General features: G+C 72.2%; 13 protein-coding genes. 4 read left to right on the top strand and 9 right to left on the bottom strand.

Annotated elements, in window-relative coordinates:
* Position 1 precedes the first annotated feature (1 nt).
* The 8 genes from J2S42_RS14225 to J2S42_RS14260 all read right to left on the bottom strand — a co-directional run bounded on the left by J2S42_RS14225 (position 2) and on the right by J2S42_RS14260 (position 7,672).
* Entirely contained in the window at positions 2-625 is a 624-nt protein-coding gene (locus tag J2S42_RS14225; protein WP_307239362.1) for a hypothetical protein, read from the bottom strand.
* A 350-nt stretch (positions 626-975) separates the two neighbouring features.
* Positions 976-1,776 (bottom strand): ABC transporter permease, encoded by an 801-nt coding sequence (locus J2S42_RS14230; protein WP_307248752.1) that lies wholly within the window; start codon positions 1,774-1,776, stop codon positions 976-978.
* 5 nt (positions 1,777-1,781) lie between these two features.
* Entirely contained in the window at positions 1,782-2,531 is a 750-nt protein-coding gene (locus J2S42_RS14235; RefSeq protein WP_307239364.1) for an ABC transporter permease, read from the bottom strand.
* On the bottom strand, positions 2,531-3,454 hold the full coding sequence (locus J2S42_RS14240; RefSeq protein ID WP_307239366.1) for an ABC transporter ATP-binding protein: 924 nt from the start codon (positions 3,452-3,454) through the stop codon (positions 2,531-2,533). Before J2S42_RS14240 ends, J2S42_RS14235 begins: the two co-directional genes overlap by 1 nt.
* Positions 3,455-3,495: 41 nt before the next feature.
* The gene (locus J2S42_RS14245) at positions 3,496-4,011 is read right to left on the bottom strand and encodes a hypothetical protein (protein WP_370879179.1); all 516 of its coding nucleotides are present in this window, start codon (positions 4,009-4,011) and stop codon (positions 3,496-3,498) included.
* A gap of 3 nt (positions 4,012-4,014) precedes the next feature.
* Complete coding sequence (gene dnaG / locus J2S42_RS14250) at positions 4,015-5,874, bottom strand: DNA primase (protein WP_307239368.1); 1,860 nt, start codon at positions 5,872-5,874, stop codon at positions 4,015-4,017.
* 111 nt (positions 5,875-5,985) lie between these two features.
* Complete coding sequence (locus tag J2S42_RS14255) at positions 5,986-7,200, bottom strand: deoxyguanosinetriphosphate triphosphohydrolase (RefSeq protein WP_307239370.1); 1,215 nt, start codon at positions 7,198-7,200, stop codon at positions 5,986-5,988.
* A 118-nt stretch (positions 7,201-7,318) separates the two neighbouring features.
* Entirely contained in the window at positions 7,319-7,672 is a 354-nt protein-coding gene (locus J2S42_RS14260) for a VOC family protein (RefSeq protein ID WP_307239371.1), read from the bottom strand.
* 301 nt (positions 7,673-7,973) lie between these two features.
* On the opposite strand from J2S42_RS14260, the gene J2S42_RS14265 reads away from it, so the two are divergent.
* The 4 genes from J2S42_RS14265 (at position 7,974) to J2S42_RS14280 (ending at position 11,386) form a co-directional block, all read left to right on the top strand.
* The gene (locus tag J2S42_RS14265; RefSeq protein ID WP_307239373.1) at positions 7,974-8,354 is read left to right on the top strand and encodes a roadblock/LC7 domain-containing protein; all 381 of its coding nucleotides are present in this window, start codon (positions 7,974-7,976) and stop codon (positions 8,352-8,354) included.
* 108 nt (positions 8,355-8,462) lie between these two features.
* A complete protein-coding gene (locus J2S42_RS14270; RefSeq protein WP_307239375.1) occupies positions 8,463-10,394 on the top strand; it encodes a DUF4388 domain-containing protein in 1,932 nt (643 codons plus the stop codon).
* Between the two features lie 101 nt (positions 10,395-10,495).
* Positions 10,496-10,987: a roadblock/LC7 domain-containing protein gene (locus J2S42_RS14275; protein ID WP_307239377.1), complete on the top strand. Its 492-nt coding sequence runs from the start codon at positions 10,496-10,498 to the stop codon at positions 10,985-10,987.
* A gap of 27 nt (positions 10,988-11,014) precedes the next feature.
* Positions 11,015-11,386, top strand: coding sequence for a hypothetical protein (locus tag J2S42_RS14280; protein WP_307239379.1), 372 nt, complete (start codon positions 11,015-11,017; stop codon positions 11,384-11,386).
* A 42-nt stretch (positions 11,387-11,428) separates the two neighbouring features.
* On the opposite strand, the gene ppdK is transcribed toward J2S42_RS14280, so the two are convergent.
* On the bottom strand, positions 11,429-14,068 hold the full coding sequence (gene ppdK, locus J2S42_RS14285; RefSeq protein ID WP_307239381.1) for a pyruvate, phosphate dikinase: 2,640 nt from the start codon (positions 14,066-14,068) through the stop codon (positions 11,429-11,431).
* Positions 14,069-14,208: the final 140 nt, after the last annotated feature.

The raw sequence follows: 14,208 nt of genomic DNA on the forward strand, positions 1-14,208 counted from the left end.
CTCAGCCTCCGTAGGGTGCGGTGTCGGTGACGTGGACGGCGGGGGCCACGCCCGCGGAGCTGACCACGGGCGCACCGGGCGCGGGCAGCGACGGGTCCAGCGGCGACGCGACAGGCGCCGGGGCCGGAGACGGCGAAGCCGCGGGATCGGGCGGGGAACCGCCGCCGGGCCGGGTTCCGCTCTGTTCCACGAAGATCTGGTCGAACGCGGCGGCGCTCAGCTCGTTCGCCTGCTCCGCGGTCTCGTACTGCTCCAGTACCACCCGCAGCGCCTGCGCCGCCTGCCACAGTTCCCGCGCGATCGCGCGGATCGACGCGTCCGCCGTGGTGTAGTGCCCGAGCTGCCGGTCCCCTAGCTGGAGCGCGGTCGGATACGTGCCGAACGGCGAGGTGCCGGAGCCGGTCAGCCAGTTGCGGATGTCGGTCTCCATGCCCGGCACCAGCGACTGGCTGAGGTAGGTCGAGTGAGTCTCCAGCCAGTTGATCGCACCCTCGAGGGTCGACGCGTCCCACTCGGTCTGCGTGCCTACGTCACCCGGTGCCGTCGCCAGGCGGCTGGGCTGGCCCGCCACGGTCACGTACTCGTGGCCGTCCGGCTCGGGGGGAATGACCGCCCCCGGCGGCATGTACACAGGTACAGATCCAGGTCCCGCCATTGTGCTCTCCCTCGCCCCTCGGAAGGATCCACTGCGACCAATACGCCCGTCGCCGCGGAGCGGTTCACGCCTCTCCATGAGCCCGCGCGGAACCCGGGGGCAAGCCCGGAGGAACCACGCCGGCCCACCGCTGCGCCGGGTTGCCACCGCACTGGGACGAGCAGGAGCACCGGGCGAGCGGTCAGTGCCGCGGCCGGCGAGCCGCGCCCAGCGAAGGAGGAGAAGTATCCAACCGGCATACACGCACTCTCGCCGCAGTCGGTGCGGGCGGTCTACGTCCCCGAACAGGTATTCCAGCCGCGCCGGAGCCCCTGAGCGCTCTACTTGCGCAGGCGGCGGCTCATCCGGCGGGAAGCGGCCCACAGGCAGAGGGCGAGCAGGGCGAGGAGGTAGGCGATGTCGAAGGCCTGGAGCCAGCCGGTGGTGCCGGTGGTGAGGGCGCGGATCAGGTCGACGGAGCGGTAGAGCGGTGTGGCTTCGATCAGCCAGCGGAGCGCGGCCGGGTACGCGGTGGCCGGGACGAACGTGCCGGAGAAGAGGAAGAGGGCGAACTGGATGGTGCCGATCAGGTCGAAGTCCTGCCAGCCGCGCATCAGCGTGGCGGTCAGCATGCCGACGGCGCCGAACGTGAAGCCGATCAGCACGGTCGCGGGCAGCGCCAGCAGGGCGCGGAGCGGACTGGTCAGGTCCATGGCGATCATGACGACCAGGAACGACGCGGCGTAGACGGCGCCGCGGGCCATCGCCCAGCACAGCTCGCCGAACGCGATCTCCATCGGGCCGACCGGGGTGGCGAGGACGCTGTCGTACAGCTTCCAGAATTTCATCTTGCCGAAGAAGTTGAACGTGGTCTCGGTGAGCGCGCCGGTCATCGCGGACGCGGCGAGCATCGCGGGGGCCACGAACGCGGCGTAGCTGACCACCGTGCCGTCCGGCAGTGGCATGTCGCCGACCAGCGCGCCGACACCGATGCCGATCGAGAACAGGTAGAGGAACGGCTCGATGGCGCCGGAGATGAACACCAGCCAGCCGGCGCGGCGCAGCGCGACGACGTTGCGGCCGGCGACGGCCAGGACACGGCCGCCGGAGGCGGTGAGGCGGGGCAGTACGAGTGCGGCGATCACGGTCAGACCCCCAGCCGCCGGTGGAAGCGGTATGCGGCCAGCGCGAGGCCGGCACCGGCCCAGAGCGCGAGGTAGAGCAGGTGGCCGGTGAGGGAGAAGTCGGGTGCGCGGCCGAGCGTGGCGGCGCGGCAGAGGTCGACGGCGTGCCAGAGAGGTGTCGCGTACGCCAGCCAGCGGAGCGCGACCGGCATCGCCTCGACCGGGAAGAACACGCCGGCGAAGAGCGTCATCGGGACGATCGCGAACCGGAACAGCACGCTCAGCCACACCTCGCCGGGGACGGAGACGCTGTACGCGAAGACGGGTGCGGCGATCGCGAGGCCGAGCAGCACGCCGATCGGCAGACAGGCCAGCGCCCACATCGACGGCAGCGCGCCGAACACGGCCGCGACCAACAGGAACGCGGTGATGCCGGCGGTCACCCGGAGGAGCGCGAAGAGCAGGTGACCGCCGAGCACGTCGACCGGGCGCAGCGGCGTGGCGGCCTGCGCGGCGTAGGTCTTCATCCACTCCATGTGGGCGAGCACCGGCCAGGTGGACTCGCCGAGCGCGATCTGCAGCGCGGTCGAGGCGAGCAGGCCGGGGACGAGGAACTGCAGGTACGGCACGCCGTCGACACCGCCCTGCACGTAACCGCCGACGCCGACCCCGAAGCCGAGCATGGTGAGCAGCGGGATGACGAACGAGCCGAAGACGGAGCCACGCCAGTTGCGCGCGAACTCGGCCAGGTGCAGTTCGAGAGCGGCGATCATCAGTCGACCAGCGTCCGGCCGGTGAGGTGCAGGAACACGTCCTCCAGCGAGCTGCGGCGGACCAGCGAGCCGGACGGGGTGAGCCCGCGCGCGTGCACCTCGGCCAACGCGGCGTCGCCGTCGGCCGTGTAGAGCAGAATGCGGTCGGGCAGTTCCTCGGTGCGCTCGCCGATGCCGTCCAGCTTGGCCGCGAAGCCGGACTGCGACTCGGCCTGGAAGCGCAGCTCGACGACCTCGCGGGTGGAGTATCGCTCGATCAGCGCGCGCGGCGAGCCCTCGGCGACGATCTTGCCGGCGTCCATCACCACGAGCCGGTCACACAGCTGCTCGGCCTCGTCCATGTAGTGCGTGGTGAGCACGAGCGTGACGCCGCGCTGCTTGAGCCGGAACAGCCGCTCCCAGACGAGGTGACGGGCCTGCGGGTCGAGACCGGTGGTGGGCTCGTCGAGCAGCACCAGGTCGGGCTCGTTGATCAGCGCGCGGGCGATGGTGAGGCGCCGTTTCATGCCGCCGGACAGCGGCTCGACCTCGGCGCCGGCCCGCTCGGTGAGTTGCACGAACTCCAGCAATTCCAGTGCGCGGCGCTTGGCCTCGCGGCGGGAGATGCCGAAATAGCGCGCATATGTCGTCAGGTTCTGCAGGACGGTCAGGTCGGGGGCCAGATTGTCCAGCTGCGGGCAGACGCCGAGCCGGGCGCGGATCGCCGGGCCCTGGCGCACCGGGTCCATGCCGAGGATGCGCAGCAGGCCGCCGGTCGGCGGGGAGACGCACCCGATCATGCGCATGGTGGAACTCTTGCCGGCGCCGTTGGGCCCGAGGAAGCCGAACGCCTCGCCGGGCTGCACCGTGACGTCGATGCCGTCCACGGCGGTGAAGTCGCCGAAGCGCTTGACCAGCCCGGCGGCCTCGATCATCGCAGTCATGAACCGACCCTAGACCGGGGGTACGACAAGTGCCGACGGATTTACCGGGGTGCGGCCGCCTCCGCGTCGGCCCGGGCGCGCGCGACCAGCTCGTCCACGCGCGGCGCGTCGGCCGGGGTGCCCGGGTCGTACCGCGCGGTCCAGCGCAGACCGTCCACACCGCTCACCCGGCGGGCCACCACCCGGACGCCGCCGCCGGGCAGCTCGTGGTGGTGGGTGATCGCGACCGACTTCGTCACCCGGACCTGCACCTGGTGCGGGACGTGGCCGGGCGCGAGCAGCAGCGTGGAGATCGTGGGCTCGTCGACGACCACGGTGTAGCCGTCGCGCTCCTCCGCGACCCGGCCGGCGGTCACGGTCAGCTCGCGGCCGGACCAGACCGCCTTGAGGATCTCGTGCCAGCCGAGCCGGTTCTGGCCGGGCAGCCAGAGGCCCCGGTTCGTCACCACGACCACCCCTTCGGTGGACGTGCTCGCCCAGGTCAGAATGCGCTCGTCGCGGTCCAGGGCCGGGCGTTGCGCGGCCGGCGGCTGGTTCTTCCGGAAGAAGCCGAACACTCGTCACAACCCCCCGACGGCCTGCTCGCGCAGGGCGCGCGCGTGCTGCTCCAGGGAGAGCAGTTCCCCGAAGAGCGCGAAGTACTCGTCCTTGTTGGCCACCGGATTGATCCGCTGCACTTTGGACTTCAGGTCGGCTATCCGCGCGGTCACGGTCGCGGACTGCAACCGGGCCAGCGTGACCGACACGTATTGCGGGTCGGGGTCACGATCGACCCGCAGCGGCTCCACGGCCAGCTCGCTGACCAGTGCCTTCGCGCCGAGGTCGGCGCACAGGTCGCGCACCTTCTCGATCCAGACCACGCCGCCGCCGGCCGCGGACGCGGTGCCGCCCGCGTCCGCCAGGGCGCCGCGCAGCGCCACGTGCACCGGGTCGGTGAAGTGGGTGCCGTCGAGCGCGTCGAACATCGGGCCGGCCAGCACCGGCTCCTGCAGCGCAAGCTTCAGCGCCTCGCGCTCGACCTGCAGCTGCGGCGCGGACGTGGGCCGTGGGCCGGCCTTGCGGCGGTTCTCGTCCGGCGCGCTGCCACCGGCCCGGCGCACCGCGTGCTCCACCTCGGCCATCTCCATGCCCAGGTCGTCGGCGAGCTTGCGGGTGTAGCCGGGGCGCATCGACCGGTCCTTGATCTGCGCGACCAGCGGCGCGGTGGAGCGCAGCGCGGCGACCCGGCCCTCGACGGTGTCCAGATCGTACTGATTCATGATGGACCGCAGCGCGAACGCGATCATCGGCTCGCGCGCGCCGACCAGGTCGCGCACGGCCAGGTCACCGCGGTTGAGCCGCAGCTCGCACGGGTCCATGCCGTTCGGGCTGACCGCGATGAACGTCTGCGCCACGAACCGCTGGTCGTCGGAGAACGCGCGCATCGCCGCCTTCTGCCCGGCCGCGTCGCCGTCGAACGTGAAGATGATCTCGCCACCGAGGTCGTTCGCGTCCATCAGGAGCCGGCGGAGCACCTTGATGTGGTCCTCGCCGAACGCGGTGCCACAGGTCGCGACCGCGGTCGGCACACCGGCCAGGTGACAGGCCATCACGTCGGTGTAGCCCTCGACGATCACCGCCCGGCTCTCCCGCGCTATGTCGCGTTTCGCCTGGTCGATGCCGTACAGCACGTGCGACTTCTTGTATAGCGGCGTCTCCGGCGTATTCAGGTATTTCGGGCCGTCGTCGTCGTCGAACAGCTTCCGCGCGCCGAAACCGATGACGTCGCCGCTGATGTCCTTGATCGGCCAGAGCAGCCGCCGCCGGAACCGGTCGATCAGCGAGCCGGATCGGGCCGGACGGGACAGACCGGCGGTGACCAGCTCGTCCGCCGAGTAACCCTTCTGCCGCAGGTGCCGGGTCAGCGGGTCCCAGCCCTCCGGGGCGAACCCGCAGCCGTACGCCTCCGCGTGCTCGCGGCCGAAACCGCGCTGGGCGAGGAACTCGCGGGCGGCCCGGGCACCCGGCGTGATCAGCTGCGCGCGGTAGAACTCGGCCGCGTCCGCGTGCGCCGCGACCAGCCGTTGCCGCTGGCCGGGCTGCTGCCGCGGGCCGGACGGGCGCCCGCCGGGCTGCTCCTCGTACCGCAACTGGATGCCGGCCCGGCCGGCCAGCCGCTCGACCGACTCGACGAACGTCAGATGATCAGCGTCGATCAGGAACGTGATCGCGTCGCCGCCCTTGCCGCAGCCGTGGCAGAAATACACGTTGCGGGCCGGGGATACGGTGAACGACGGCGTCTTCTCGTCGTGGAACGGGCACAGGCCCTTCAGGTTGCCACCACCGGCCGACTTCAGGGTGACGGTCTCGGAGATCACGTCGGCGATCGCCGTGCGCTCACGCACCAGCGCGATGTCCTCGTCCCGAATCCTGCCGGCCACCCGCGGCTCCTCCCCGATACCAGAAATCCGCCAACACCCACGAACCACAAGAGCGTTCCAAGGGTACGGCGGGAGTCGCGCGCGCCGGAGGGGCCAGGCCGGGTTTCGTTCTCAGGTGAGCACGCGGTGCCAGGACATCGCGGCCGGGTCGGTGAGCGACGCCACCTGGTCGATCACCACGCGCAACCGGGCCGCGTCGTCCGGGGCGGCCCGCCAGATCGGCGCGAACACCGGGTCCAGCCCGTCCGGCGCGCGCACGGCCAGCACGTGCACCAACCGGGTGAGCACCTCGCGCTGCCGTTCCCGCTCGGCCGCGGCGCCGCTGCGGCGCATCACGTACCGCAGCGCCATGCCCTTCAGCAGCGCGCACCGGATCCGCACGTCCGGCGGGACGAGCAGGTCCGCGGCGTACCGACGCAAAGATCTTGATCCGAACGCCGCGACCGTGGCCTCGACCGGCGCCGCGACCAGCCGGCCGGTGAGCACGCTGGTCATCCGCTTGACCGCGCGCTGCGCGCGATGGCTGCCGTCGTAGGCCAGCGCCGGCGCCAGCATCGGCCCGGCCAGCATCGCGGCCAGCTCCGCGCCGAGCACGTCGACCGGCTCCTCCGAGTAGACGCCGGACACGTCGGCGCAGAGCGCGGCCCGCTCGTCCGCGTCCGCCGCCAGCCGCTCCAGATCGATGTAGCCGCCGTGGATGCCGTCCTCCAGGTCGTGCACGGAGTAGGCCACGTCGTCCGCCCAGTCCATCACCTGGGCCTCCAGCGACTGCCGCTCACCGGCCGGCGCGTCCCGGCGCAGCCACTCGAAGACCGGCAGGTCGTCGGCGTAGACGCCCCACTTGCGCCGCACGCCGTCCCGCCGCCACGGATACTTGCAGGTGGCGTCCAGCGAGGCGCGGGTCAGGTTCAGCCCGGCGCCCTCGACCTTCGCCTCCAGCCGGGTCAGCACGCGCAGTGTCTGCGCGTTACCTTCGAAGCCGCCGCAGCCGGCCGCGACCGCGTCCAGCGCGGCCTCGCCGTTGTGCCCGAACGGCGGGTGCCCGAGGTCGTGCGCGAGCCCGGCCACGTCCACCACGTCCGGGTCACAGCCGAGCCGCTCCCCCATCTCGCGGGCGATCTGCGCGACCTCCAGCGAGTGGGTCAGCCGGGTCCGCAGGAAGTCGTCCGACCCGGCCACGTGCACCTGCGTCTTCGACGCCAGCCGCCGGAACCCGGCCGAGTGCAGCACCCGCGCCCGGTCCCGCTGGAACGGCGTCCGCCCGTACCCGGTGTCCTTGGCCTGCTCGTCCGCCCATCGCTCCGCGTCACCGCCCTGGCCGTCCATGATCCGAGCGTAGTGCGGGCGACGGCCTCCCGGCGCGGCCGTCGCCGGGATTTCCGCCGGGGTTCAGCGGAACGTGGGGCCGGGTGGAGGTCGTCCCTGTGCCGAGCCCGGCGATTGCTCAGGTGCGTGGGGCCAGCACGCAGAACTCGTTGCCCTCCGGGTCGGCCAGGACGACCCAGCCGTCGACCGAGCCCTGGCCGACGTCGACGTGGCGGGCGCCCATGTCGACGAGGCGTTCGACCTCGGCCTCCTGGTTGTCGGGGCGCAGGTCGATGTGGAGGCGGTTCTTCACGGTCTTGATCTCGGGGACCGTGACGAAGACGATGCCGGGGGTCTCGTCGGCCTTACGGCGGATCTCGACCTCGCCCGGGCGCTCGTAGGTGATCTGGTAGCGCAGCGCCTCGGCCCACCATCGGGCCAGGCGGCCCGGGTCCTCGGCGTCGACGACCACGTTCTCCCAGTCGCTGCCCATGGTGCTCCTCATCGTGCGGCCTCTGACGGCAAGGTGACGAACACGTTACGCCGGGAAACCGGTCCCGGCATCTTCCGTTCCACCGAGCGCCATAAATCATGCGCCATCGATGCTCACACCATGGTGTGTATCGGGTCGCACACCGTCGTGGGATAGAGAAATTCCATATCCGGTAGTAGCGTGCCGAGAGCACAACGTCACTGGCCGGCCGTCGCCGGTCCCACACCATTTGCCCGGAGTGCGATCGCCGTCCGCTGGCCGGAGCGGGGGCGAGGCTACCGCTGCGGGCCGAGGAGAACGTGTGTCCGGCATCGACGACTGCCTCCGGCAGGCGATGACAGTCCCCGGTGCGATCGGCGCGAGCCTGGTCGACTACACCACCGGCTTCGCGCTGGGTTCCGTGGGCGCCGCACCCGGCGACGACCCGGACGGCACGGCCACCGGTACGGCCGGGATCGTGCACGCCGCGATCAGCCGATCACCGTTCGCCTCGACGCGGCCCGGTGACGGCGTGGAGGACGTCATCATCACCACCGCGGGCGGCTACCACCTGATCCGCTTGCTGCGCACCGGATTCGACAGCCGGCTGGCGCTCTACCTGTGGCTGGACAAGGACCGCGGCAATCTCGCGGTCGGCCGGCGCCGGCTGCAGATGCTCGCCGAGAACCTGGTGACGGCGTAACGCCGCGGGCCACCGGCCCGGTGACGGTACGACACCGCGACCGACCACGGCCGCAACGGCCATCGACGGTCGCGGCACGAGACCGAGAGATCGGTGAGGAGTTCACACGTGAAGCCCGCCCGTGCCGTAACGGCAACCCTCCCCCGCCGGGCGCTCAGCCAGCTGGTCAACGCCGGTGCGACCGGCGCGCTGCACGTCGCCGGCCACCCCGGCGGCGTCATCTATCTGACCGAGGGGCAGGTCAGTCATGCGGAGTCCCCGGCCGCGCCGGGGGTCGGCGAACTGCTGACCGCGTCCGGCCGGATCTCGGCCCGCACGTGGGAAACCACGCTCTCCGCCGGAAAAGACGCACACCGTGTCGGTCGCCTGCTCGTCGAACGGGGGCACCTTACGGACGGCGAACTTGAGCTGTGCGTTCTTGGGGTGATCTATGACGCGGCGTACTTCGTGCTGCAACCGGCGGCCGTGCCCGTCCGGTTCGAGGAGGGCGAGCAACACTGGCTCGGCCCGGTCTGCCGGGTGGATGCCGACGTGCTGTCCAGGGAGACGACGCGCCGGCGGCGGCTCCTCGACGAGGTCTTCGAGTCGTCCACGCTGGACACGGCGCCGGTTCGGCCGGCACCCCGGCCCCCCGTCGAGCGCGTCGTGCTGAGTGCCCTGCAGTTCGAGCTGCTGGTCGCGGCGGACGGTGAGCGCACACCGGCCACGCTGGCCCGGCTCCTCGGCCGGGCCGGTTACGTAACGCTGCAACAGGTCCGCGAGCTGGCGGCGGCCGGTCTGATCATGACGGGGGCGGACAGCCGGGCGGCGGCCACGGCACGGACGGCGGCCACGGAACCGGAGGACCGGGCGACGGCCACCACACGGGAGGACCGGGCGACGGCCGCCGCACGGGAGGACCGGATGACGGCCGCCGCGCGGGACAGGCGGATGACGGCCGCCGCAACCGGCGCACGGACGACGACCGCCGCGTTGGAGGAGCGGACAGATCCGGTCATCGCGCTGGCGGAGGCCGCCATCGCAGCGGCGGAACGCGCCGCAGCCGCCGCGAAGCAGGCAACCTCCGGGCCGGCCACCGCGACGCCGGCCACCGCGACGCCGGCCACCGCCACGCAGGCCACCGCCACGCAGGCCACCGCCACGCAGGCCACCGCCACGCAGGCCATTGCGACGCCGGCCATTGCGACGCCGGCCGGCAGGACGGCGGCCACCGCGACGCCGGCCGGCAAGGCCGCGGCCACCACGACGCCGGCGACTGCCGAGCGGTCCACCGCGGAGCGGAGCGCCCGACCCCGGGCCACCTCGGATCGCAGAGGCCGCAACCAGGCCGCCCCCGAGCTTGATCCGTTCGAACAGACCACCGCGGAGCTGGGCACCCGGGCCCCGGCGACCACGAGACCAGGCCCCCGGAAACCGGCCACCACGGACCCGGCCACCGCCGAACCAACCCCGCGGGACGCGGCCACGACCGGCGCACCTGGGAAGCCCGGCGCCGCCGCTGCCCTCCGCGCGCCCGTCCCGGTGCGTGCGGCCGCACCCGGCCGCGCGACCGCCACCGCGATCGTGGACCCACCCGCCACCGGGCCGGCCGTGGACACGCCGGCCTCGACGGCGGCCACCGAGGACACCGCGATGCTGCCGCCGATCTCCCCGGCCGCGACTGCGGGCAACCGCGCGACCCCGGCGAGCGCACCGACCCCGGCAGACCACGCGGACCCGGCAGACCAGGCGAATTCGGCAGACCACGCGAATTCGGCAGACCACGCGAACCCGGCGGCGAAACCCGCCACCCCTGCCGACCACGCCGACCCGGAGAAGCCGGCCAAACCCGCCCGCCGCGCCCCCGGCGGCCGGCGTCGCGCCGCCGGCCGCTCCGCCGCGGCCCCGGCCGACAGCCTGCCCCGCCGCAGCCCCGGTGAGCAGATGCCGAGCGGCGCCGGTGACGTGGCGTCCGTCGCGGACGGCGGGCCGCTGCGCGCGGACGCGCCGGACGAGGCGCTGCTCACCCGCATCCGGAGCGCGTTGAAGGCGTTGCGGTGAGCGCGCCGCCGGTCCGCGCTCCCCCGGCCGTCGCGTACCGGAGGCGGGCACCGACCTGTTCACCCTCACCCATCCCTGCCCTCTCGCGAAGGAGAACTGCCGTGGAAACCGACCGGGCGGTGCTGGCCGAGCTCGCCAGGCTCCGCAGCCGGCTGCCCGATCTCACGGCCACCGTGATCGCCGGTGTCGACGGGATGCTGCTCGCGTACGACGCCCCGGGCCTGCAACCGGAGACGATCGCCGCGCTGGCTGCGGCGAACCTCGGGCTGACCCAGCGCTTCGCCCAGACCGTGGGCCACGGCGACCTGCGCGAGACCATGATCCAATCGTCCGGCGGGTACGTGGCCATTTACGCCGCCGGGCTCCGCACGCTCCTCGCCGTGCTCGCCCGTCCGAGCGCGAACGTGGCCCGCATTCATCACGAGGCCCGGCGCACCGCGCGCCGCCTCGGTGAGCTGCTCGACCCGGTGGAGGCACGTCCGCCCGCACCGGCACCGCCGCACGTCGTCCCGGTCGAGGGTCAGGTGCCCCTGGCCAAGCGCACCCCGATGGCCGCGCTGCAGTCGAGCGTCCCCGGCCAGCGCGCCGGATAAAACCCCCACAGTACGGAGGATTCTGACATGCCCGACATGGATACCGCGCTCAAGGAAGCGATGAACATCGACGGCGCAGTCGGCGTCGCACTGGTCGACTACACCAGCGGCATGGCACTCGGCGTCGCCGGGGGCACCAAGGAACTGGACCTGACGGTCGCAGCCGCCGGGAACACGGACGTGGTCCGCGCGAAGCTGCGCACGATGGAGATGCTCAACCTCAAGGACGGCATCGAGGACATCCTGATCACGCTCGGCGGCCAGTACCACCTGATCCGGCCGCTGACCGGCCGGTCCGGCAAGGGCCTGTTCCTCTACCTGGCTCTGATGAAGAACCGGGCCAACCTGGCCATGGCACGCCACCAGCTGAAGAAGATCGAGGAGGACCTCGACGTGTGACGCGTGCGGCGGGCCCGCACCACGCGGGCCCGCCGTGGAGCGTCAGATCGCCGCGCGGCCCGCCTCCAGCCGGGCGATCGGCACCCGGAACGGCGAACAGGACACGTAGTCCAGGCCCACCTCGTGGAAGAAGTGCACGGAGTCCGGGTCTCCGCCGTGCTCGCCGCACACGCCCAGCTTCAGGCCCGGACGTGCCGCCCGGCCCTCCTCGGACGCGATCCGGACCAGCCGGCCCACGCCGTCGCGGTCCAGCGACTCGAACGGCGAGATGCCGAAGATGCCCAGTTCCAGGTAGCGCCAGAAGAACGCGCCCTCCACGTCGTCGCGGGAGAAGCCCCAGCCCATCTGGGTGAGGTCGTTGGTGCCGAACGAGAAGAACTCGGCCGCCTCCGCGATCTGACCGGCGGTGAGCGCGGCGCGCGGCACCTCGATCATGGTGCCGATCAGTACCTCGACACCGCTGTCACCGATCACGTCGGCCAGGATCTTCTCGGCCTCCGCCCGTACCGTCTCCAGCTCCTGCACCGCACCGACCAGCGGCACCATGATCTCCGGCCGTGCGCTGCCGCCGGACCGGGCCACCTCGACCGCGGCCTCCGCGATCGCGCGCACCTGCATGGCGAACAGGCCCGGCACGACCAGACCCAGCCGTACGCCGCGCAGCCCCAGCATCGGATTCTGCTCGTGCATGCGCTGCACGGCCGACAGCAACTCCTTCTCCCGGCCCGCGTCCTCGCCGCGCTCACCGGCGACCGCGACACGCACCGCGAGGTCGGTCAGCGACGGCAGGAACTCGTGCAGCGGCGGGTCGATCAGCCGTACCGTGACCGGAAGACCGTCCATGGCGCGGAACAGCTCGACGAAGTCCGCGCGCTGCAACGGCAGCAGCGCGGCGAGCACCGCCTCCCGGGCCGGCGGTCCCTCGGCCAGGATCAGCTTCTCCACCAGCTCGCGGCGGTCGCCGAGGAACATGTGCTCGGTACGGCACAGCCCGATGCCCTCCGCGCCGAAACGCCGGGCCCGGGCCGCGTCCTCGCCGGTGTCCGCATTGGACCGCACGCGCAGCGACCGGCGCGCGTCGGCGTGCCGCATCAGCCGGTCCACCGCGCGGACCAGCGGATCCTCACCCTCGAACGTACCCTCGAAGTACCGCACCACCGAGGACGGCTCGACCGGCACCTCGCCCAGGAAGACGCGCCCGGTCGTACCGTCGATGGAGATCGTGTCGCCCTCGGCGACGCGCGTGCCGCGTACGGTGAACGCGCCGCGTTCGATCTCCAGCTCGTCCGCGCCGCACACGCAGGTCTTGCCCATGCCGCGCGCGACCACGGCCGCGTGGCTGGTCTTGCCGCCGCGCGAGGTGAGGATGCCCTGTGCCGCGATCATGCCGCCCAGGTCGTCCGGGTTCGTCTCGCGGCGGACCAGGATCACCGACTCGCCCTGCCCGGCCAGCTCGATCGCGCGCGCCGCGTCGAAGACCACGGTGCCGACCGCCGCGCCCGGCGACGCGCCGACCGCCCTGGTCAGCTCCTGATGCGCGCCGGACAGGTCGAACCGGGGGAACATCAGCTGGCCGAGCTGCGCGCCGGTGACCCGGCGGATCGCCTCGTCCAGGTCGATCACGCCCTCGTCGACCAGCTGCGCCGCGATCGTGAACGCGGCCGCGGCGGTGCGCTTGCCGACCCGGGTCTGCAGCATCCACAGCTTGCCGCGCTCGATGGTGAACTCGATGTCGCACAGGTCCCGGTAGTGCTCCTCCAGCGTGGCCATGATGCCGAGCAGCTGGTCGTAGGAGGCCTTGTCGATCGACTCCAGCTCCTGCAGCGGCACGGTGTTGCGGATGCCGGCCACCACGTCCTCGCCCTGCGCGTTCGCCAGGTAGTCGCCGTAGACGCCCTGCGCGCCGGTGCCCGGGTCGCGGGTGAACGCCACGCCGGTGCCGGAGTCCGGGCCGAGGTTGCCGAAGACCATCGCCACCACGTTGACCGCGGTGCCGAGGTCCGCCGGGATGCGCTCCTGCCGCCGGTAGAGCGCGGCGCGGTCCGCGTTCCACGAGTCGAAGACCGCGCGGACGGCCAGGTGCAGCTGCTCGCGCGGGTCCTGCGGGAAGCGCCGGCCGGTGTGCTCCTCGAAGATCTTCTTGTACGTGGCGACCAGCGCGCGGAGGTCGTCCGCGTCCAGATCGAGGTCGTTCTTCGTACCCTTGTGATGTTTGGCCTTGTCCAGCGCGTCGCCGAAGTAGCCGGCCGGCACCTCGCAGACGGTGGCGCCGAACATCTGGATCAGCCGGCGGTAGGAATCCCAGGCGAACCGTTCGCCGCCGTGCGTCGCCAGCCCTTCGACGCTCTCGTCGTTCAGGCCGACGTTCAGGACGGTCTCCATCATGCCCGGCATCGAGAACTTCGCACCGGACCGGACGGAGACGAGCAACGGGTCCGCGGCGTCGCCCAGCCGCCGGCCGATCCGCTCCTCCAGCGCGGTCAGCCGCGCCTCGATCTGCTCCGCGAGGCCGTCCGGGAGCCGCTTGTCCCGAAGGTAGGCCCGGCAGGCCTCGGTGGTGATCGTGAAGCCGGGCGGGACCGGGAGGCCCAGGTTGGTCATCTCGGCCAGGTTCGCGCCCTTGCCGCCCAGCAGATCCTTGAGGTCCTTGTTGCCCTCTTCGAAGGCGTAGACGTAGGTCATGGAGGTCTCCCGTCCGTTCCGCGCTGAACGTGGGTCCCGGTCGATGTCCGGGGTGGTGGGCGAAATCTAAGCGAGAACGTCGCGTAGAGCGAGGGGCGCGTGACTATTGGCACATCACACGGTCTGAGCTGCGGCGTTGT

The organism is Catenuloplanes indicus, from assembly GCF_030813715.1.
In the GTDB taxonomy this organism is placed as follows: Bacteria; Actinomycetota; Actinomycetes; order Mycobacteriales; family Micromonosporaceae; genus Catenuloplanes; species Catenuloplanes indicus.

Bases quoted from the DNA above. Each gene is read 5' to 3' on its own strand.
- J2S42_RS14240 (WP_307239366.1), bottom strand. From the start codon at position 3,454: ATGACTGCGATGATCGAGGCCGCCGGGCTGGTCAAGCGCTTCGGCGAC.
- J2S42_RS14225 (WP_307239362.1), bottom strand. From the start codon at position 625: ATGCCGCCGGGGGCGGTCATTCCCCCCGAGCCGGACGGCCACGAGTAC.
- J2S42_RS14235 (WP_307239364.1), bottom strand. From the start codon at position 2,531: ATGATCGCCGCTCTCGAACTGCACCTGGCCGAGTTCGCGCGCAACTGG.
- J2S42_RS14260 (WP_307239371.1), bottom strand. From the start codon at position 7,672: ATGGGCAGCGACTGGGAGAACGTGGTCGTCGACGCCGAGGACCCGGGC.
- J2S42_RS14255 (WP_307239370.1), bottom strand. From the start codon at position 7,200: ATGGACGGCCAGGGCGGTGACGCGGAGCGATGGGCGGACGAGCAGGCC.
- ppdK (WP_307239381.1), bottom strand. From the start codon at position 14,068: ATGACCTACGTCTACGCCTTCGAAGAGGGCAACAAGGACCTCAAGGAT.
- J2S42_RS14280 (WP_307239379.1), top strand. From the start codon at position 11,015: ATGCCCGACATGGATACCGCGCTCAAGGAAGCGATGAACATCGACGGC.